Annotated in this window: 1 protein-coding gene; it reads right to left on the bottom strand. The window is 43.6% G+C overall.

Annotated features, from left to right (window positions below; all coding sequences use genetic code 11):
• Positions 1-4 precede the first annotated feature (4 nt).
• Complete coding sequence (locus BLS35_RS00390) at positions 5-23,575, bottom strand: choice-of-anchor Q domain-containing protein (protein WP_090776808.1); 23,571 nt, start codon at positions 23,573-23,575, stop codon at positions 5-7.
• Positions 23,576-23,741 lie beyond the last annotated feature (166 nt).

Below are 23,741 nucleotides of genomic sequence, written 5' to 3'. Positions count from 1 at the left end.
TCTTTTATTTCTTAATCATTTCTACTGAACCATCTTCTTTAATTTTAAATACCAGCTCATTGCCATAGCTCAGTCCTGCCTGATTGATGACAAAGGCTTTCAGGTAGTAATTCACACCTACCATCAAGCCATCCACCAGCACCTGGCTATCACCGATGTTGGCAGCATTCACCCTTGTATCTGCAAGCGTTGGATTTTCATCTGTGCTCCAACAGATGCCACTTGCTGTTAAAGCTGTTCCACCATTGTTAAGCAATGTTATTCCTACGGTGACTGCTGTTTCATTTTTCGCAATTACCGTACTGGTATTCAACAATGCCTTTTTCATCGGTCCGTAACTATACCAATCGCTCAGTTTGAAAGGTGCAGTCTTCTTTGCAAGATGACTTTTGCCATTCAATAACGACAGTGAAAATGGCGCTGCACGCTCTGTTGTAGTCAGCTCATTCAGGCCAAGCATATAGTCCGCCACTGTACGCATACTTATCGGTCCGGAGTCTGGCAATGCCGCCATTGTCCAGTCCGCGTAAAGCGTCATAGATTCAGTGATTGCGGCGTCAAAATTAAAAACTGTTTCCATAAGTTGGTCACTAAACCAGGTATAAAAAATCATTCCCGATTTTGTGGTCGTTACTACAGGAATTTTCGCCCCATCTTCTACCTGTATTGGATCTATTGGTGTTCCACCCATCGTCTCAAAAGTGATCGTATGGTATAGATTCTTAACCGTCAGTAAACCAGGCTCAAAAGTAAATTCATAGTTGTCGGCTTGCAGTGTACCCAGGCTCAATGTTAACGGATAATCTCCGGCAGGACTAGTTAGGGTTGCTGTTGTACTGAAAGCTGGCTCTCCCACTAGCGTAGCATCAGCACGAACCGTAGTATCCGTTTCCTCGTATTTAAATCCTTTCATGTGATAAGTAAAAGGCGGATTCTCTTTACCGAAATATTTCACTAATGTATCACCAGTAACCGTCAACATAGCCTTGTTTATTTTAAAAGTTTGTTGCGCTTCGGCAGGTGCAAAAAACGCGTTGCCAGCTTGTGAAACTTTCACAACAACATTACCGGCGCCTTCGATTGTCGCCATGTCTCCATTAAGATCAAGCTTACCATCCAACAACTCAAAAGTTACCGGCAATCCTGAAGAAGCAGTCGCGGTCAATTTGAATGGCTCATCCCCATAATTCTTTTCACCAATAGGCGCAAAAGTGATAGTTTGTGTGGCCTTCTCAATCGTGATTTTCACACTTGCAACTTGTTCTGTGGTATTGAAGGTATTCGGAGATAAAGTTAGTGCAGCAGTAAGCTCTAGCTCACCTATTGCCGCAGCAGTATAGGCCGCCTGATCCCATGTGATGTTTAATACTTCTTTCGACCCGTCATTATACGTTACCTCAATGGATGCCGGCAGACCAAGATTTGCAAATGGCGTCCCGTACTTCACCGTTATTGGTGCCAGATCTGTTACAGAAAGTAGATCTTTCCAGAGGATTAACTTAATCTGGGGTTGCAGATTTGTACCATTCCGTACATCATCAGTCAGCTGTATCTCTCCATTAATCACTTGCGGTGTCAACAATGTTGCATCGTAATTACTTTCCGTCCACAATACCGGCAGATTGGCTGTAGTCTGGTCATCATAGGTTACCATTACAGTTGCTGGCAGGTCAAGCGCAGAGAAAGGCTTGCCATACACATCGATCAGATCAACCAGGCTTTCTATGGCAATCACATTTTTATTGTCAATAATAACTTCCACCTTTGGTGTGATATCATCAGGATTTTCCGCTTTTCCTTCCATGTCGAGCAGACCGGTAAAGTTGTAAGCTCCTGGGGAATTTCCATTAAACAATGGCGATTCCCAGCTAACGGCCACTTTACCTGTTGATCCATCTGTAAAGATGGCATCAAGCTGTGTTCCCAACTGTGCAAGAACTTGTGCTTCTGTGGTACCGAAAGGGAAATGTAAAGGCGTATTCAGCAATACAGAATCCAGCACCAACAGTTTAGGTAAAACCGTTATTTTAATGGTTGTTGTTTTATTGTCCTTGTTCTCTTCCGGTGAGTCAGGAACCAATGTACCTGGAAGGATATATTCACCAGCAAGTAGGCCATTATAAGTACTACCATCCCAGTTAACCGGCAAGGCTTCCTGGTCATCATTGTTATAGGTTACCATCACTGTATCTGGTAACATCAATGTTCCAAAAGCTGTACCGTAAGGAACAGTTATAGCCAATGGGTCTGTTACACTTACGATATATCGCTGAGCCACTTTTACATTAACAAAAGCCTTTATTGAATCTGGATTCTCCGTCAGTGCAGGCATAACCACTTCCGAACTAAATTCGTAAGACCCCGGAGTGGTAGAATCGTAGTCTACATTTGCCCATGTGGTTACTGAAAGGCTCATTGTGCTACCGTCATCAAACAAGCCAGTTGCTGTAGCAGGGAATGAAATATCCGCCTGTAATGTTCCATAGCTTACCTCAACGGTATCTCTTGTAATAGATAGCAGTTTCTTAATGCGTTCTGCTACCGTTACCGTAATTACAGGCTGCAAGCCTTTCGGATTGTCAGCATCGTCAGGAACTACTATAGTTCCTTGCAAGGTATATACTCCGGCAACTTTGCCATCATAAGTACCCTTTGCCCAAGTTACCGAAAGTAGTTCTTCTGAGGCATCGTTATAGGTCACTTTTACCGCTTCTGGTAAAGTCAACGCATCGAATTCAGTACCATAATCTACGCTGATTCCTGGCAACGTCTCTATAGTTTCAATTTGCTTTCTATCCACTACCACTACCACTTTTGGCTTCAGGTTGTTGGTATTTAAAATGCCTTGAGGTACAGTAATCGCACCTTCAAAGAGATACTCAGCTGCCGCATCACCATTGTAAATCAAGGATTTAAATGAGTTATCCTGTACCGCAATATCGATCAATGAACCATCATCTAAGGTCGCTTTGCTCATTAGTGGAAACTGTAAACTTTCTAATGAAGTACCAAATTCGACCTTGATGGTATCCGTTCTTAGGGCGACAATTTCCTTCTCTCTTGGTAATACGATTACTACGATCTGTGGATTTACCGGTTTAGGATTCTCTATCTGATCGGTTAGCGTAAAGCTTCCATTAAGTACATAAGATCCGGCAAGGTTTCCGTTATAAGGACTAAGGTCCCAATCTACTCCCAGATCTTCATTGCCCCCATCTACAAACCTGGCACTCAACTGACCTGGCAAGGTAACTGCTTCCGGAGCAGTGCCAAAAACTACCGTTATGGTGTCAGGACTCGTGTAAGTATCGATGAGGTGCTTACCTACAGTTACCATTAACACAGCTTCCACATTCTTCGGATTAAGGATATCTTCAGGAAGCTGCAAGGTACCTTTCAGTTCGTACATACCAGGCACATCATCCATGTAATCCCCCTCTTCCCAGGTCACATTCAGCATACCTGTGCTACCGTTATCATAAGTCACATTCACCTGCGCAGGGAATAAAGGTTGTGCGTTGGCAAAGCTGGTACCGAAAGGCACAAGCACTGTACTTGTAGCAACAGTATCGACTTCAAGTGGTTTTGGTCCAACAGTTACCTTTATCGTTGCCACCAGGTTATCCGGATTGTCAATATCATCGGCGGTAACCACTGTTCCTTTGAACTCATATTCCCCAGGAAGTTGCGCATTATAAGTTTCAGAAGTCCAGATGACACCTTCGGTACCGGCTGATTGATCGTTATAAGTCACATTTACATTTTCGGGGAAGGCAATATCTTCCATTGGCGTTCCGTATTTAACGGTGATTGCAGCTGGATTTTGTACGGTGGTTATCTTTTTGTTACCTACTTGTATATTTATTTCTGTTGTTTTGGCGTCTTTATTCACAACACCGGGGATCAGTATTGGATCTCCAATAAAGGTATAAACCTCTGGAACCAATGGATCATAACCTTCGGTATCCCAGGTCATATTCAACATACCCGTACTGCCATCATCATAAGTTACCTGTACTGCTGTCTTCAGTTCTGGAATAGCAGTTAGCAATGTACCATAGCTCACCTTCACAGTATCCAATATGGCAATGCTTACAATATTCTTAGGTTTTGACAGCACCGTAAGGATCATTTGTGCTTTGATATTGCTCTTATTGTCGATACTTTCATTGTGAAGCAGGGTTCCTGTAAGTGTATAATTACCGCTTTGCAACTTATTGTAGGTCCCTGGCGCCCATTCTACACCTACCGTGTCCTGTGTGCCATCGTCAAAATTAACCTTTACTACTTCTGGCAGGATCACCTCATCAAATGGAGTATCATAAGGCGTACTTGCCGTATATTGTCCCAGCACAGAAACGATGTTTTTACGGATGATTACTTTATTATTGGCAAACAACTGCCCTGTATTGGTAACAAGATCACTCAACTGCAGCGTTCCCTTAAGCTCATACTCCGCACCTTTATCTGCGATGTATGGCGACCTGTCCCAACTCACATTCAAGAATCCAGTAGTCTGATCATGGTAAGTTACCCTTACTGTAGCAGGCAGTGGTAGGTTTTCAGCAGGTGTATGCAAATCCACGGTAATGTCGGCCAGGTCCTCAACAGCAATGATATTATGCTGTACATACACATCTACATTCGCTTCAAAATCGGCAGGGTTAGCATGTTCTTCCTTAATACCCAACGTAGCATATAAACGATATACACCTACCTTAGGATTATAATCACCCTGTTTCCAGGTTAGGTTTAATAGCTCTTTGGTAACCCCGTCATCATAAGTCACCTGTGCTTGTCTAGGCAATAATGGCAATACCTCGCTGTATGGCGTACCCGACAATACCTTTATTGGCGGAAGTTCTGCTACAGCAATGATATATGGATAGATCGGTGTGATGACTGCAACCTTCGCTGTTGCGGTTAGGTTGTTTCTATTCACATCTGGGTTCGGAACGATTAAGGTCCCAATGAGTTCATAAATACCTTCCACATTACCGTCGTAGTTACCAGGCAACCAGGTTACAGGGAATCGGGCATGACTGTTATCACTCATCACTACTTCCACCTGTGTCACCAGGTTTAACTGGTCAAATGGAGTTCCTGTATCTTTCTTAACCGGTACAGGATAAGGTTTCAATACCTGAATGATATAGGCAAGACGTGGATTCACTTTTATCTTTACTTTCAGTGAGCCACAAACATCAGCACCCTGAACAGCCAGTGTAAATTCGTAGTCTCCCGCCACTGTTGGCTCACCAGAAATCAGGCCGCTGCTGCTTAAGCCTAATCCGTCAGGCAATAACCCCTGACTTACCGTATAAGTATATGCTCCTCCTTCTGCCAGTTGAATCTGATGGCTATAATTTGTCCATTGATCCGCAGCCGGAAGTTGCTGTTCTGCATTTTCAAGATATATACCCTGGAACTCATAAGCACCAAGATCAACTGTTGTATGTTTGATCCTATCTTCGCCAGCAAGATCTTTAGTGGTTCCTGTAATCTTTGTATTGTCACCCATGTTGACTACTGGCGAACAAGGTGCCAGCGATAGGTCGTCTGCAGCAGCATTTGCCAACTGAGGATCCTTAGTCAAAATGGTAGTTCCGGTTACATATCCGTTTTGCACTGTACTTGTGGAAATAAGGATTCCAGCATTCATCTGATCCGGCACTGCATTTCCACGTGTGTTGCCCCAGAAAATACTGTTGGCAACATTTACTGTTCCCGTATTGCGATACAAGGCACCGCCATATTTGGTGGTTGTAGAAGCGTTGATATAAGCAGAAGTGTTGTTGCTAAAGGTCGCGTTTACGATATTCGTCGTTCCTGTATAATGGTAATAAGCACCACCATAATAACCATTCACCGTGGTTCTGTTTCTGCTGAAAGCCCCATTAATCAAGTTAAAAGTACCTGTGAAATGGTAAATGGCACCACCATGCTGTGCAGAAGTATTGCCCACAAACAATGCATTCGTAATGGTAGGTTTTCCGTTGGTTGCATTATAGAATCCACCACCGGTTGCTGTTGCAGTATTGTTCTTGAACACGACATCCTTCATGTCCAGGGCGGCAGTGATATGGTACATTCCTCCACCCTGACTACCTTTATTACCAATGAATTTTACGTTTTTAAAAGTAGCTGCAGCATTGTTGTAAAGTCCACCACCCAACTGCACTACAGTATTATTTTCAAGGATAATGTTGCTAAAGGTAGCTGTTCCACTATTGAAGATTCCGCCCCCACTATAATAAGCATAGTTGTTTTTAACCCATAGGTTTTTAAAGATGACTTTTCCGAGCGCATTGTAAATACCACCACCATTGTATGGGTCAGCTGTGCTACTTCCGTTGGCCGATTTACCACCACTGATTGTAAATCCGTCCAATACGGTGGCATCGGTTAAGGCCAGCCTATTGAAAACTACGTGGTAGCTTCGGTTTGCTCCATCAAGGATAGTTTGGTTAGTCGTCATGATGGCCGTTGAATCTCTGTCTGCAAGTTCCTTTTCTGTTGCTGCAAAACCACCGTAAATCTTAACACCTTCTTTCAACGTGAAATAGTTGTTCACTTTCAAACCTGGCGTGTAAGTCCCTTTCGCTACGAAGATCGTATCTCCTGTCATAGCAGAACTTATTCCTTTTTGCAAGTCCAGGAATGCATGATCCCAGCTTGCACTGTTGTTCATCCCCGAGGTTGCCGCCTGGTTTACATAAATTCTTACTTTTCCAGTCCCCATTTTCACTTCAAAAGTGTACAGTCGGTTTCCACACAAACTACCATCGCTGGCCGTGATGTTGAAAGTATACAGACCTGCATTGATTGGTCTGCCACTCAATCTTCCCGAAGGACTCAAGAGCAGTCCGTCTGGCAATGAACCATAACTCACCGCATAGGTATAACTTCCAGATCCGCCTGAAGAAACCATCTGGTGTTCATAAAGTACCCCTCTTAAACCTTCCGGCAATACTGTTGGACCAACATTGATCCGTTCTTGCTGATTTTCGAAGGCACCCATATCCACGACTTCCGTTTTGATCCTCGGCTGTCCGGCCATATCTTTTAGGATACCCACAGAAAGGGCATTATCACCCATATTGATAGCTGGAGAACATGCTGATAACGAAAGATCGTCTTCATTAGCCAGGTTAAACAGTGGGTCTTTATCAACGATTACTTTTCCTGCTGCGTATCCGCCACGAATCAGCGAGTTCACAGGTTTGATATTCAGGTTAAGTTCATCTGCTACGCCATTACCACGTTGGTTAGCCCAAACTATACTGTTATGCAGATTTAATGTTCCTGCATTTTTATAAATGGCACCACCATATTTATTTATTGTAGCATTTACATAAGCAATACTGTTGTTGCTCATGCTCACGTTAACCAATGTTGAAGTTGAGGTATACTGGTAGAATGCTCCTCCAAAATAAGCACCTGTACCAGTTACCTTATTGCGACTGAACTCAGCATTATTGATGGTTAAAGTTGATGCCCATTGGTATAAACCACCACCGTGTTGAGTAGCCGTATTCCCTGTAAAAATGGCATTATTCAAGGTCACCTTACCCGAGTAGCTGTAAAAACCCCCACCTAGTGTTGCCTTGTTGTCTTTAAATGTTATATCATTGATGGTAACTGTTGCTGAGCCCTGGTACATACCACCACCATAAGCAGCGGTATTATTGATGAACTCGAGTTGTCGGAAGGTTGCCGCTCCGATGTTGTATAAACCACCACCGTAACGATAGGATCCAGAACTGTTAAGCGTACCATTGTTCTCAAAAATAACGTTACTGATAACACTTGTTCCACCATTGTACATCCCACCACCATAAGTATTGGAATTGTTATTTTTAATCCAGAGGTGATTGAATGTTGCCGCTCCGACCCGGTTGTAAATACCAGCACCGATATAAGGCTCGCCAGTGCTTGTGCCTGAAGGCACCGAGCGACCGCCACTGATACTGAATCCATCGAGCACTGTAGCAGCAGTCAGCACATTGTAGTTGTACACTACGTGTCTACTGTTATTGTTACCCGTGAGGATCGTTTCGTTAACCGTTCTTACTTTCAAAGAATCTCTTTCAGCAAGTGTAGACTCTGTAGCGCCAAAACCGCCATACATTTTCACCCCTTCTTTTAAAGTGAAGTAAGAAGTTACCAATGTTCCCGGACTGTAAGTTCCTTTTGCTACCCAGATCTGGTCTCCTGCTAAGGATACCTTTAATGCACTTTGCAAGTCGAGGTAAGCATTATCCCAGGTACTACCATTGTTCTGGCCGGCTGTTGCTGCCTGGTTTACCAGGATGCGAACCACACCTGTACCTGCTACTACGTCCATATTGTAAACGCGATTACCACACATGGTTCCATCGCTTACATTGATCACAAAAGTATATTTACCAATCACAATTGGATTACCAGTGATCATCCCTGAAGCATCCATAGACAATCCATCAGGAAGCTTACCAGAGATTAGTTTATAAGTATAAAAACCTGTTCCGCCAACGCCCTGCAACTGCTGATTGAATGCTGCACCACGAGGGATTTGAGGCAAAGTTTCTGGGTTTAAAGTGATCACATCTGATTGGTATTCTATAGCCCCCAGATCAATTACTGCGGCCTTAATTCTTGGATTTCCAAGTCTATCTACCGTGCCCGCAGGCGCCAGGTTATTGTCACCAGTATTGATTGCCGGAGAACATCCTGTAAGCGCCAGGTCATCGCCATCAGCATTCGCAAAAGCAGGATTAGCATCTACGATATTTAATCCTGTCGTGTAACCACCACTGATCAATGAGTTAGTTGCCTTGATGTTCAGGTTCAACTGATCCGGCACTCCTTCTCCACGGGTATTCCCCCAAAGAATACTGTTATTTAAGGTTACCGTTCCCGAATTACGGTACAATCCACCACCATAATTTACAGTTCCGATTTTATAATATCCGATACTGTTTTTACTAAAGCTGGTGTTGGTTAAAGTGGCTGTTCCGGTGTAGATAAACACTGCGCCACCATAATAAGCTGCTGAACTGTTGATTTTATTACGACTAAAACTGGTGTTACTGATTTTCAGCGTAGCACTACTCCAGATCGAACCACCATGCTGTCCGGAAATATTATTCTGGAATGTGGCACGGTCGATGTTTAACACGCCCCCCGCATAGATTGCTCCACCTGACGCCGTAGCAATGTTATCTTTAAAGCTAATGTTAGTCAGGTTTGCTGTACCACTTGCAAGGTATAAAGCACCACCCGTAGTTGCCTTACTCCCACTGAAGCTGGCATTACTCAGATTGGTAACCGCACTAGAATTTACATAGATGGCTCCACCTTGTCCATTGGTTAGTGTATTACTTTCAAACCTAATGTTGTTCAGATCGGAAACACCGGTACTAAACATCGCTGCTCCGTATCCCGGATAGCTAGAACTCTCAATGATTCTGTTGTTTTCGAATACCCCTTTGTTTAGCTTAAATCCTTTTACGTTATATACGGCAGCACCACGCGCGTAATAGCCCGTAGATCTGTTATTACTAAAGACCACATCTGTATAGGTCGCATCACCATTGTGGTACAAACCAGCTCCATATACCCCAAGGTTATTTTTGATCCAGAGCTTACGGAAAACTGCTGCTCCCAGTGAATTGTAAATACCACCACCATAAAAATTAATACTGTTGTTAGAGGTATTAACTGCCGATCCACCACCTTGGATACTAAAACCATCCAATACCGTTGCATTAGTAAGCGCTGCAGCATTATACACAACGTGGTAACTTGCAATACCCTGACTACCATCTAAAATGGCTTCGTTATCGGTTCTGATTTTCAATGTATCCCGCTCTTCGATGGTAGTTTCTGTTCCAGCAAATCCACCGTATAGCTTAAGTCCTTCTTTTAATTTGAAAGTAGATGCCGCTAGCGGACCCGCTGAATAAGTTCCTTTGGCTACCCAGATTTCATCACCTGCACCGGCAAGTTCCATTGCCGTTTGCAAGTCTTTGAAAGCATTTGTCCAATCGCTACCATTGTTAGCACCCGTAGCTGCTTGATGCACATACATTCTTCCAGTACCATTTTGTACGGTTACTTTATACTGTCGGTTACCACTTAGGTTTCCATCTGTAGCTCCAACCACAAAGGTATAAGTGCCTATAATATTTGGTACACCGGTTAGCTTTCCATCGGTAGTTAACAATACACCCGGGGGCAGTTTTCCTGCCTGAAGACTCCAGGTAACTGGTAGACTTGTTCCGGTGTAGCTGAAAGACAGATTTAGGAAAGTTCCTCTGGTGATGGCTTCAATCTTTTCCGGATTGATGATCAATCTATCAGTACTTTCATTTTCATAAGCACCCAGATCGATCGTATTGTTGATCACCCTGGCTTTACCGGCAAGATCTTTATCATAAGCCTGCCAGCTGTTTTCGCCACCATCAATCGCTAAGGAACCTCCTTGCAACTGCAGGTTATCGGCCGCTGCATCCAGAAATAAAGGATCGCCAATTTTAACATCTGTACCAGTGGCATAATCTTGCTGAATGATGGTGTTCCCCACGATCACCCCAACATTGAGCTGATCTGCAATTGTCCCCATACGGGTATTGCCCCAGAGGATGCTATTGTGTAGGGTTACTGTTCCTGTATTGCGGTACAATGCGCCGCCATAACTTAGGGTTGCTGTACCTTTGGCATAGCCTATATTATTTTTGCTGAAACTGGTATTGTTGATCAGTACATCGTTAGCGTTAATGTAGATGGCACCACCATAATAAGCAGCCGTTGAAGTGATCTCGTTGCGACTAAAAATACTGTTGTCAATTTTCAGGTTACTGTTTGACCAGATGGCTCCACCATGCTGTGTTGCCGTATTGTGAATAAAGGCAGCACGGTTGAGCATCAATACACCACTAGCATAAATGGCACCACCTGCCGCAGTAGCCGTATTATCGGTGAAAGTTACTTCTTCCAATACTGGAGTTCCGCTGGCAATAAACAGGGCTCCCCCGGTTGTTGCTTTGTTTCCGGTAAAAGTTCCTTTCTTGATTTTGATCACTGCGCTGGAATTGCTATAAATCGCAGCTCCCTGCCCGTTAAGGATACTATTGTTTTTAAATTCTACTTCGGAAAGATCCAACATTCCGGTAGAAAATATACCCGCTCCATACCCCGGATAACTGCTGGATTCTAAAATTTTATTGTTTTCAAATACACCTTTACTCAGGTTAAATCCTTTCGCATTGTAAACAGCCGCTCCCCTGGCACTTGTTCCCTTTGCCTGGTTGTTGCTAAACTGGATATTTGTATATACAGCATCCCCATTGTGGTAAATACCAGCACCATAAGTTCCACTATTGTTCTTTATCCAAAGGTTACTAAACTGTACCGCGCCCAGGTTGTTGTAGATACCACCACCCTGATAGTTGCTACCACTCATGAGTGTTGCATTACCCCCTTGAATACTAAATCCATCCAGAACCGTAGCTGAAGTTAATGCCAATGCGTTAGATACCACATGGTAACTGGCTATCCCCTGACTACCATCTAGAATTGTTTCATTTGCCGTACGCAATGTGGCCATGTCCCGATCTGCCAGTGCAGCCTCTGTTCCGGCAAAACCACCATACATTTTTACTCCTTCTTTTAATTTAAAGGTTGAAGCTGCCAATGGTCCCGTGTAATAAGTACCCTTTGCCACCCAGATTTCGTCGCCCGCTCCTGCAAGTTCTAAGGCTGGTTGTATATCCATAAAGGCATTTGCCCAGTTGCTACCATTATTATCACCTGTAGCTGCACGGTCAACAAACAACCTGCTTATGCCGTTTTGTACCGTTACAGTGTATTGTTTGCTACCTAGAATTTGTCCATCAGTAACCCCAATAACAAAGGTATATGTGCCCACAACCGTAGGTACTCCTCTTAATTTCCCATCTGCGGAGAAGGTAAGTCCTACTGGTAGTTTACCTGTCTGCAAAGTCCAGCTAACTGGTAATGTAGTTCCGGTAGCAAGCAATTGCAGGTTCAATGCAGTTCCTCTTGGAATCGAATTGATCACCGCAGGGCCGATCATCAGTCGGCCATTGCCATCCTGCTCATAAGCACCCAAATCAATCGTTCCATTCACTACCCTTGGATTACCTGAAAGATCCTTATCAAAAACCTGCAAGTTGTTCTCACCTGCATCAATTGCCAATGAACCTCCTTTTAGCTTCAGGTTATCGGCAGCTGCATTTTCAAACATCGGATCTCCAATTTTAATATCAGTTCCTGTAGCATAGCCATTCTGTACAATAGAAGTACCTACGACAATACCCGCGTTTATCTGATCAGGAACATCATTCCCACGTTTATTGCCCCAGAAAATACTGTTGTTAATGGTCGCAGTGCCAGAAGAACGATATATAGCGCCACCATAACTTAAGGTTGCTGTTCCTTTATTGTAAGCAATGCTATTGTTGCTGAAACTGGTATTATTGATCAGTGCATTTCCCGAATTTAAGAAAATAGCAGCTCCATAATACCCTGCAGTAGAAGTTACATTGTTTCTGCTAAAGACCGTATTGTCGATTTTCAGCGTGCTGGCCGACCATAAGGCCGCACCATGTTGTACTGATGAGTTGTTAATGAAAGAGCCTCTGTTTATGTTGACTACTCCAGCAGCATATACTGCTCCGGCAGAGGTAGTAGCTGTATTGTTATTGAATTGCACATCTGTAAAAGTAGTGGTTCCATTGGCCAGGAATATTGCGCCACCCGTAGTTGCTCTGTTTCCTGTAAATTCAGTTTTACTAATATCGACGACTGCACCTGAGTTGGAATAAATCGCTCCTCCCTGTCCATTGCTGATGATGTTATTTTCGAATTTCACCTCGCTAAGCGTCAGTGGACCAGAATTGAATATTGCTGCTCCATAAGCCGTACCTTCTAATAACTGGTTATTCTGGAAAACACCTTTTGTTAATTTAAAACCACTTTGATTGTAGACTGCCGCACCTCTGGCATTTGTTCCTTTAGACTGGTTATTACTAAAAATGATGTCTGTGTACGTCGCATTTCCGCTATGAAATAAACCACCACCATAGGCAGCAATATTGTTTTTGATCCATAAATGGTTGAAAACAACTGCACCATTCGTATTGTAAATACCCCCGCCATAATAACTGGCTCCGGTACTATTGATAGCTGCTTTCCCGTTCTGTATACTAAAACCATCCAATACAGTAGCGCTGCTTAATGCCGCTGTATTGTAAATCACGTGGTAACTCGGGGTACCTTGACTACCATCAAGGATAGTTTCATTTGTGGTACGTATGTTAGCTATGTTTCTTTCAGCAAGGAGTGCTTCTGTTCCGGCAAAACCGCCATACATCTTAACACCTTCCTTTAAAGTAAAATAAGAGCTAGCTAATGGTCCGGTATAATAAGTTCCTTTGGCTACCCAAATTTCATCTCCGGCTTTGCTCTGTGTTAATGCGATCTGAAGATCTATGAAGGCATCTGTCCAATTGCTACCATTGTTATTTCCAGTAGCGGCCTGTCTCACATACAGTCGCGATGGGCCATCGGTAATCACGGCATTAAATTGCTTACTACCCACTAGTGTACCATCGGTAACCGATATTACAAAAGTGTATGTACCTGGCACCGTGGGACGTCCTGTAATTAACCCTTCCGCGGTTAATACCAAACCTGTTGGCAATGTGCCTGACTGCAATGTCCAGGTATAATTTCCAGCACCGCCCGTAACGCTCATCTGGAAATTAGGATCCAGTCCACGTACAGATGATGGGAACACAGTAGGCTGAATTTTCAATCCATTACCACCCAAACTCTCATAAGCGCCAAAGTCGATGATGTCATTGGTGATCCTTGGATTTCCGGCAAGATCCAGACTAGTGGTATTACTTGAATTATCACCCGCATCAATTGCTGGTGATCCACCTTTTAACTGCAAATCATCCTGTGTGGCATTATTAAACAAAGGATTACCGATTAGGATATTTGTGCCGGTTGCATAACCGCCCTGAACGATCGAGTTACGCACAGTCTGTCCAGCGGTAAGCTGATCCGGAACATTATTACCACGAGTATTGCCCCAGAAGATACCGTTGTTCACTGTCACCACGCCTGTCGAACGGTATAGTCCCGCACCACCAATCGTAGTGGCATGCGTAAAGGCAATCTTATTCTCACTAAAAGTAACATTGTTTAGGTTGGTTGTAGCTGCTGAGAACATACCTCCGCCATAGTAAGCACCTGCTGTTGTGACTGCATTTCTGCTGAAGATCACGTTGCTCAGATTTGCTGTTCCAGAAGTGTTATACATACCCCCAGCCTGCTGACCGGCAGTGTTGGCAATGAATGATCCCCGATCAATATTCAGTACACCACCACTTTGAGAAAGACCTCCAGAATTTAGTTTAGCAGTATTTCCGCGGAAAATCACATCCGTCATCGTAACGTTAGCATTGAGGTTAAAGAAACCACCACCTACGGAATTGGCCTCATTTCCTTCGAACAAGATTTTATCATAAACGGCCGTTCCCATATTATAGATACCGGCACCTCTTTCTGCTTTATTATTGATGACCCGCAGGTTGCTGAAAATAGCTTTTACTGCTGCATAATTGTAAATACCTGCTCCACGATTGTTATCTGAGTCAGTACCAGCAAGGCCCTGTCCACCGCTGATGGTAAAACCATCAAGTAAAGTGGTATTGCTCAATGCAATGTTATTAAATACAACGTGTCTGCTTGCTACACCCTGGCTCCCGTCCAATATGGTTTGGTTGTTGGTGTGCATTTCTGGAAATGCTCTGTCGTTAAGTGTTGTTTCTGTTCCGGCGAAACCTCCGTATATTTTTACACCCTCTTTCATGGTAAACCAGCTGGTAGCGAGTAATCCAGGGCTATAAGTTCCTTTAGCTACCCAGATCTGATCACCTGTGATTGCTTTGGTAATGGCAAGCTTTAGATCGGTATATCCATGTTCCCAACTGCTACCATCATTCCTACCAGATACTGCAGCAACATTAACGAATAGCTGTGTTGCCGCCTGATTTACCAACAAGGTATATTGTCTTCGGCCAACAAGTGAACCATCGGTAACACCTACTACAAAAGTAAATGTTCCGGCTTCTAATGGCCTTCCTTTGAGTATGCCATTGGCTTCCAGACCAAGTCCAAGTGGTAATGTCCCTGAAGTGATACTCCATACCAAATTGCCACCACCTGCAGAAACCGTAAGTGGCACATTCATCAAGTCACCACGACTATAAGCCTGTAATGTTGCCGGACTGATGATCAGACTTGCGGTACCTTGGTTTTCGAAGGCGCCCATATCCACTATATCATTATAGATCCTTAGATTTCCTTCCACATCAGTTGCTCCGCTCACCTTCGCATTATCACCCATATCGATAGCTGGTGATCCTCCTCTTAACCGAAGGTTGTCTACCGCTGCATCGTTAAAGAGTGGATTGCCAATGGCGATATTTGTTCCTCCGGCAATGCCGTTCTGTACGATACTCCTGTCAATGGTCACTACTCCCATGATCTGATCGGCTACCCCATCTGCGCGGGTATTTCCCCAGAAGATACTATTGCTAATGCTAACTGTACCAGCCGAACGAAATAAAGCACCACCACCCGCAGCAGTACGGGAAATACTGTTGTTACTGAAAGTTACATTCGTCAGCGTAGCTGTGGTACCCGCAAACATGGCTCCTCCGTAGGCAGCGGCTGTGGGGACCGCAACGATACGATTACGACTGAATACAACGTTATTTAACCTGGCGGCCCCTGAAGTATATAATGCACCACCATGTTGAGTAGATTCGTTGTCGATAAAATATACACGTTCAAAGAGCGGTGTACCAGCTGCGGTAACTGCACCTCCCATACCCCTTGAGCGATTAGATTTAAAGGTAACGTCAGTAAATTCAGGTGAAGCTGTATTGTTATATACCGCAGCACCGTTAAGTGCCTGATTGCCTATAAAGCTTGTATTTGAAATTTTAACCACTGAACTGGTATTGCTATATAAAGCCCCACCATAAGCATAACCAGTACCATTGGTAATGTTATCTTTAAAAGTACTATTGCTGATCAATGCAGTTCCGCTATTAAAAATAGCCCCGCCATAAGTGGCAGATCCTGAAGTAATGAAGTTTCCTTCAAAAAGCACATTATCAACAGTAATACCACCAGTATGGTTATACAGAGCCGCACCGCGACCAAGATTACCAATGGTGCTATTGGTGATAAATTTGGTATTGGTAAAAGTTGCTACTCCCGAAAGGACAAATGCCCCAGCACCAAAAAGTGCCGTATTGTTGGTAATGATCAGGTTGTTAAATATTGGTCGCCCCAGACTTGTATAAATACCCGCACCATAATAATTCACGCCTTGGTCGGGCACATTAGGGTAACTGGTACTTGTGGTGGTTAGGGTGCGTCCACCAGAAATCGTAAATCCATCAAGGATGGTCTCCGAAGTAACGGCAGTTGTACTAGATACCACATGGTAGCTCGCCACCCCCTGACTTCCGTCGAGGATACTTTTATTAGTTGTATGTATAAGACTGGTATCTCTTGCTGCAAGGTTTTCTTCGGTACCAGCAAAACCACCATAAACCTTTACATTTTCCTTCATGGCAAACGTAGACGTGGCCAACAATCCAGGACTATAATTCCCTTTGGCTACCCAGATCTGATCTCCGGCAGTCGACTGTCCCAATGCAAGTTGCAAATCTGTAAATGCATTTGACCAACTGCTGCCATCCTTACGCCCGGCAGTTGCACCCTCGCTTACATAAATGTTGGTTGAACCCGCGCTAACCACAACATTAAATTGCTTTGTTCCAGCGAATTCTCCATCGGTAACGGATACGACGAAAGTATAGCTTCCAACATACATTGTTCTTCCAGAAAGAAGTCCTGTTGAACTAAAACTAAGTCCTGTAGGTAAAGTCCCTGAAGAAATGCTCCAGGTTAGAGAGCTGCCACCACCCGTAGCGGTAAACTGTGTATTTATATTCGTACCGCGGACAAAGGTGGGTAAAGATGCAGGAAGAATCAAAAGACTCTCGCCCCCTTGATTTTCATAGGCGCCAAGATCGACGATTCCGTTTACTACCCTTGGCAAATTGGCCAGATCGACTGCGGTACCACTTGCTGCATTGTCACCTACATCTATTGCTGCTGATCCACCTTTAATTTTAAGGTTGTTTGTAGCAGCATCGGTAAACAAGGGATTTCCAATAGAAATCTTTGTTCCCCCGGCGTAACCGTTTTCAACAATACTATTGGCAACTGTTACTACACCAGTAATCTGATCAGACAAACCATTGCCTCTTTTGTTTCCCCAGAAAATACTATTGTAAATAGATGCAGAACCACTGCGGAGATAGAAGCCGGCACCTGCATTAGTAGTTGCATGTATATAAGCACTCGTATTGTTGCTGAAAGTAGTATTGCTGAGCACTGATGCACCTGCATAATTGTACATTCCCACGCCAAAACCTACCGCAGAATTTGTGCTGATCTTATTTTGACTAAACACCACATTGTCGAGTCTTGCAGTTCCGTTGTTATAGAGCCCTGCACCATATTGGGCAGATGTGTTGCCGATAAAAGAAACTCTGTTTAAAGTTAGTGTTCCTGCGCTATTCATTCCGGCACCAGTTGTGGTGGCCGTATTGTCTTTAAAGATCAGATCTTCTCCGTTAAGACCTGTAACAGTAAATAGTCCACCACCATTCCCTATTACAGCATTCCCTTCGAATAAGCTCCTTTTAAGGTTCAACATTCCAACGCTATGATATAAACCAGCTCCTGAGGTGATTGCTTTGTTTCTTAAGAAACTTAAATTTTCTGCAGTCAGGTTGGCAATGGCATTATACATACCTCCACCCAGGGTAGCTTCATTTTCTACAAAAGTCAGGTTACGCAGGATCACAAACGCATTTTGGTTGTATAAACCACCACCATATCCTAATCCGCGGGTCACCATATTTTTCTCTATACGGATATTTTCAAAGGTAGCTGGACCGTTATTGTAAATACCTGCACCATACCTATCCGCATAATTGTTCTTTACCCATAAATTTCTAAATACCGCCTCACCTGCATTGTTATAGATACCCGCGGCACTATTTGTAATAGAGGTCGACCCTGTTGCCGTTCTACCACCAGTGATACTGAATCCATCTACAACAGTTTCATTTGTCGATGATTCGACGTTGGTGACTACGTGATTGCTGATGCCATTTCCTGAAAGAATGGTTTCATTAACCGCATATAACTTATTGGCATCTGCCACCCTTTCCGTCAATTCATTTTCTGTTCCGGCAAATCCACCATACCATTTTACCCCCGACTTCATCGTGAATGTATGGGCAGCAGTAGTTCCCGGTAAGTAGGTACCTTTTGCAACCCAGATTTCATCCCCAGCAACTACATAATTACTCAATGTCGATTGCAGATCGGTAAAGGCATCTGTCCAGTTGGCACCTGTTGCTTTCCCTGTTGCATTTTGTTTCACATAGAAACGTGCTGGTCCTGGCACTGCATCAATGCTGAACTGTTTACTGCCAATAAGCATAGCGTTGGTTACCGAAATCACGAACGTATCGCCACCCGGAGTGCCCTTCATCACACGACCATAAATCCGTCCAGCAGGACTGATCGATAATCCAAGTGGCAATTCTCCGGTTAAAATACTCCAGGTAAAAGGCCCCGTTCCTCCGGTTGCAGTCATCTGAATATCGACCAATGCCCCCCGGGTAATTGTTCCAAGTGTTGTAGGGGCAATTTTGAGGGAAGCCCCCCCCTGATTTTCATAGGCACCATGATCAACAATTGAATTGTAAATCCTCGGATTGCCATCGATATCTTTAGTTGTTCCTACAACTGCGTTGTTTCCTTTATCTATAGCGAGCGATCCGGTTCTTAAGATAAGGTTGTCATTATCGGGATCAGTAAATAGAGGATCTCCTACCAAAACAGCTGATCCAGTGGCGAACCCTTCTTCGATGGTACTATTGGCTACTGAAATTCCTGCGGTGTTCAGCTGATCTGCCACACCACCGCCACGAGTATTGCCCCATAAAATACTATTGGTCACATTTACTGTACCCGCCGCGCGGTACAAGCCAGCACCACTAAGGACTGCCGCTCGCCCTACTGTATTTTTACTGAAAGTAGCATTAACGATATTTGTCGAGGTAGCACTTCCAGCATAAACACCACCGCCATAATAGGAGGTACTTGTTGAAGTTACAGCATTACGACTAAATGCAACGTTGGTTAAAGTAGTCGAACCGGTACTATTCATATAAATACCACCTCCACTCTGTACGGCAATATTATCAACGAATAAGCCCCGATCGACGCTCAATGTTCCTGAGCCTGAAATCCCGGCACCGGTTGTATTTGATCTGTTTGAACGGAAGACAACATCCGTCAGTGTAGCCGAACCGGTCGTATTAAAACCTCCGCCAGCCCCTGTTGCTATATTATTTTCAAACACGCCATTGTTCAGGATAAAACCCGTACCAGTATTTACGAGTCCAGCACCTAAAGTTGTTGCTGTGTTGTTTTCAAAAACAACGTTATTGATGGTTACATTGTTACTAACATTGTACATTCCACCACCCTGGACAGCCTGGTTGCCGCGGAAGGTTATATTGTTTAACTGAATACCAATTGCGGTATTATAAAGTCCCCCGCCATACCTGGTAGAAGTGGTCAACACATTTCCTTCAAAGAGAATATTATCAAACTTAACTCCAGTTGCTGCATTGTACATTCCCGCACCGTAGGTTGAGGCTGTATTATTTTTAATAATGAGGTTTTTGTAGGTTCCGTTTACCGCAGCAGCAAGAATGTTAATTCCCGCTCCACTACCCCCTGGAAAGTTTCCGCCTGAAACGGTAAAACCGTCCAAAAGTGTTTCTATGGAAACCAGTTTAGTACTAGAAACCACATTCTTGTTTACCGTTGAGCCATGAAGTTCTGCATTGTTAAGTATAAACTTCCCATTGGCATCTGCAATACGCTGCGAAAGCAATGTCTCTGTTCCGGAAAAACCACCATACATTTTTACCCCCGATACCAGGACAAAAGTTGAATCAACATGAGCAGCAGGCGTATAAACTCCTTTTGCTACCCAGATTTCATCTCCATCTTTCGCCATTCCCAATGCAGATTGCAATCTTGTTAGTCCATTTGTCCAATCGGCACCATTATTGGCACCAGTGGCATTCCCTTTAACATGCCAGCGAGTAGCTCCATCGTTAACCTGTAAATTATACTGCCTTGTTGCCATTGTTCCATTCTGCGTGGCCTTGATCACAAACGTATAAGCACCTGAATACATCGGCACACCGCTAAGGATTCCAGTTTGTTTGTTAAAGAGCATCCCCAATGGAACAGTACCATTCGTAAGGTCCCAAGTGATAGCGCCCGTAGCAACAGAAGTACTAAATTGCTGACTATAGGCTGTTCCTCTGCGCGCTACTGCTAAAGTAGCCGGTTGGATCGTCAGCGATCCAGCACTTGCATTTGGATTTTCATAAGCACCCAAATCGACAATACTATAGATAATCCTTGTATTTCCAGCCAGGTCATTCGCTGTACCTACATAAGCATTATTTCCGGCATTGATGGCCACAGAACCATTTTTTAAACGTAGGTCATGTGTTAATGCATTTTCAAATTCCGGATTACCGATCAGGTTATTTGTACCATAAATATAATTATCCTGAATCAGGTTATTGGCCAGATTAGTGGCTGTTCCACCAATCTGATCGGCCACATCATTACCCCGCTTATTACCCCAGAAAATACTGTTATAAACACCGAATGCTGCGGGAGCGGCATACAAACCGGCTCCAATGGTTGTGGTCCCCGTAACAGTATAATTCGTTATGTTATTGCTGAAAGTACAGTTGGTAATCGTTCCGGCACCATTAAAGTACATCCCTGCACCATTTGTAGCTGTGGCTGCTGTTGCTCCGGTTATGCTATTTGCACTGAATATAGAGTTAGTGACTGTTATGGTGCCGGTACCATAAATTCCAGCACCAGTACTTGTAGTCGTATTTTTTAGGAAAGATGCCTGGTTGATATTAATTGTGCCAGCATTATGAAGTCCAGCTCCATTTGTTGCGACGTTCTCTTCAAATGTTGCTTTAGTAATGGCTACCCCTGCGACATTGTTCCACATCCCGCCTCCATTTATTGCCTGGTTCCCCTTAAAGTCAACATCATTCAGTTGCAAATTAGCGCCAGTATTGTAAAGTCCCCCTCCGTTCCTGGTAGTACCAGTCGACAACACATTGTTTTCAAAGGAAACATTCTTTAGACGAATCGCTGTTGAAGCATTGTACATTCCGGCTCCATAGGTGTTCGCATTGTTATTTTTGATGATCAGATTGCTATAGGTTCCATTTACGGCAACTGTATTGATATAAATACCGCCTCCGTAACTTTTCACACCCGCTTGCACAGCATTCCCTGCTGTAATCGTGAAACCATCCAGTGTTGATTCCGGTGTTAAAGCCGCAATGCTGTTCACCACATGGACGTTTACATAGTTACCACTCAGAATCGTCTCATTCGTAGTATATTTCCCCTTTGCATCCGCCACTCGCTGGCTCACCACTGTCTCCGTTCCGGCAAAACCTCCGTAAATTTTGACACCAGAAACCATATTGAAAGTAGAGTCTATATGTTGCACAGGAGAGTAGGTTCCTTTAGCGACCCAGATTTCATCTCCACTTTTTGCCATCTCGATAGCAGTCTGTAATCTAACGTAAGCATCAGCCCAATTCGCTCCCGAGTTATCCCCAGTAGTTGATGCTGCGCGCACATGTAGTCTGGCAGGAGCATTATTTACGTTGATCGTATACTGCCTACTGGTGGTTTGCCCGCCCTGAGTAGCCTTCACTACAAAGGTATAGTCGTCGTTCACCATTGCAATTCCACTTAATAAACCGGTCTGTGCATTCAGTTTAATTCCCGGAGGCAGACTCCCATAAGTTACCTGAAAGCTTGCAGCCCCAGATCCATTTGTGCTTAACTGTAATTGATATGGAATACCACGGGTAACATTACCAATAGCTGAAGGCTGAAGTACAATGGACGCCGGAGACCCTATTGGATGTTCATAAGCACCAAGATCGACTGCAGCATTAACAATCCTTGTATTTCCTGCTGCATCCGTCCCCCCTACTACCTGGGAATTTATTCCCGCATTGATGGCTATAGATCCATTCTTTAGTCTCAGGTTATGAGTTAAAGCGTTTTCAAATTCAGGATTTCCGATAATTGTGTTTTCCGAATTATTTAGCCCCCCCTGGATGAGGTTATAGTAAAGGCCAAACTTAAAAGTGGTATTAAGCTGATCAGGTACATCTCCACCCCGTCTATTGTTCCAAAAAACACTATTGTAAATATTTAATGCGACAACTCCTGAATACAATCCTGCTCCGTAAGTATTTACATTTTCAATAGCATAGCCAATTGTGTTATTGCTGAAAGTACAATTGTAGATATTTCCTGATCCTGAGATAAAATTCAATCCCCCTCCAAGATAACCAACATTTGCACCAGTCACTACATTTTGACTGAATACACTATTACTCAATACAATACCTGTTCCGGTAACACTATACATTCCAGCACCTCGTTGGCCGGCATAATTACCAATAAAGGAAGCTCTATTGATGGTTAGATTACTTCCTGAGTTAAATAATCCACCACCATTGGTAGTCACACTGTGACCTTCAAAGCTAACATCGGTCATTGTCACACCGGCCACAGTATTGTTAAATCCACCACCCGTACCAGCACCTGTATTGTTTTTAAAAATAATCTTTTCAAATGTTGCGGATGCTCCCGCATTATAAATACCTGCTCCGGCAGTTACACTCCGAAGATTGTTATTCTCTATGATCAGATTTTTAAAAGACGCGGATACCCCGGCATTATAAATTCCGCCACCGCCTGCTGAGGCATTATTTTCCTTAATCCATAAATTTTGAAATATTGCAGCTCCACTGCTCACATAAATTCCCGCCCCAATATAAGGTCCAGAAAGAGAAGTTGAAACCGCCGATAAACCACGGGTAATCGTGAATCCATCCAGCAAAGTAGCATTGTTATTTGCCGAGCTAACCACATGATAGTTAGCATCCTGTCCGTGTAATATGGATTCATTAACAGTAAAAAGACCATTTGCTGCAACAACACGCTGACTCAGTAAAGTCTCGGTTCCTGCAAAACCGCCATAAATCTGAACACCTGTTTTAAGGGTAAAAGTTCCCCCAGTTCCACTTGTTGAATAATAAGTCCCCTTAGCTACCCAGATTTCGTTTCCATTAACAGATTTGGTGATCGCGGCAGTTAGGGTTGTATAAGCATCCTGCCAGCTTAAACCAGTACCCGTACCAGTGGCATCTGCTTTGACATAATATCGGGTTTGGGCCTGAGTATCGAGAGCAAAAGAAAGAACAAAAAACAACAAAAATGTTACTATACAATGAGGGATAATTCGGGTCATGTTTGAAAAAAGAGGTGCTGCACAAAAAAGGTATATACTCTAATTACCTAAAAAAACACCTCACATTTTCGAATAAAGAAAAATCAGTCATTATGAGTTCATAATCGACGGGTTAATCGGTCATTATTCAACGAGAATAGGGATTTTCTCGGTAAAAAAAATTACC

Source organism: Pedobacter sp. ok626, from assembly GCF_900100435.1.
Taxonomy (GTDB): domain Bacteria; phylum Bacteroidota; class Bacteroidia; order Sphingobacteriales; family Sphingobacteriaceae; genus Pedobacter.
This window is presented reverse-complemented; position numbering and strand designations above follow the sequence as displayed.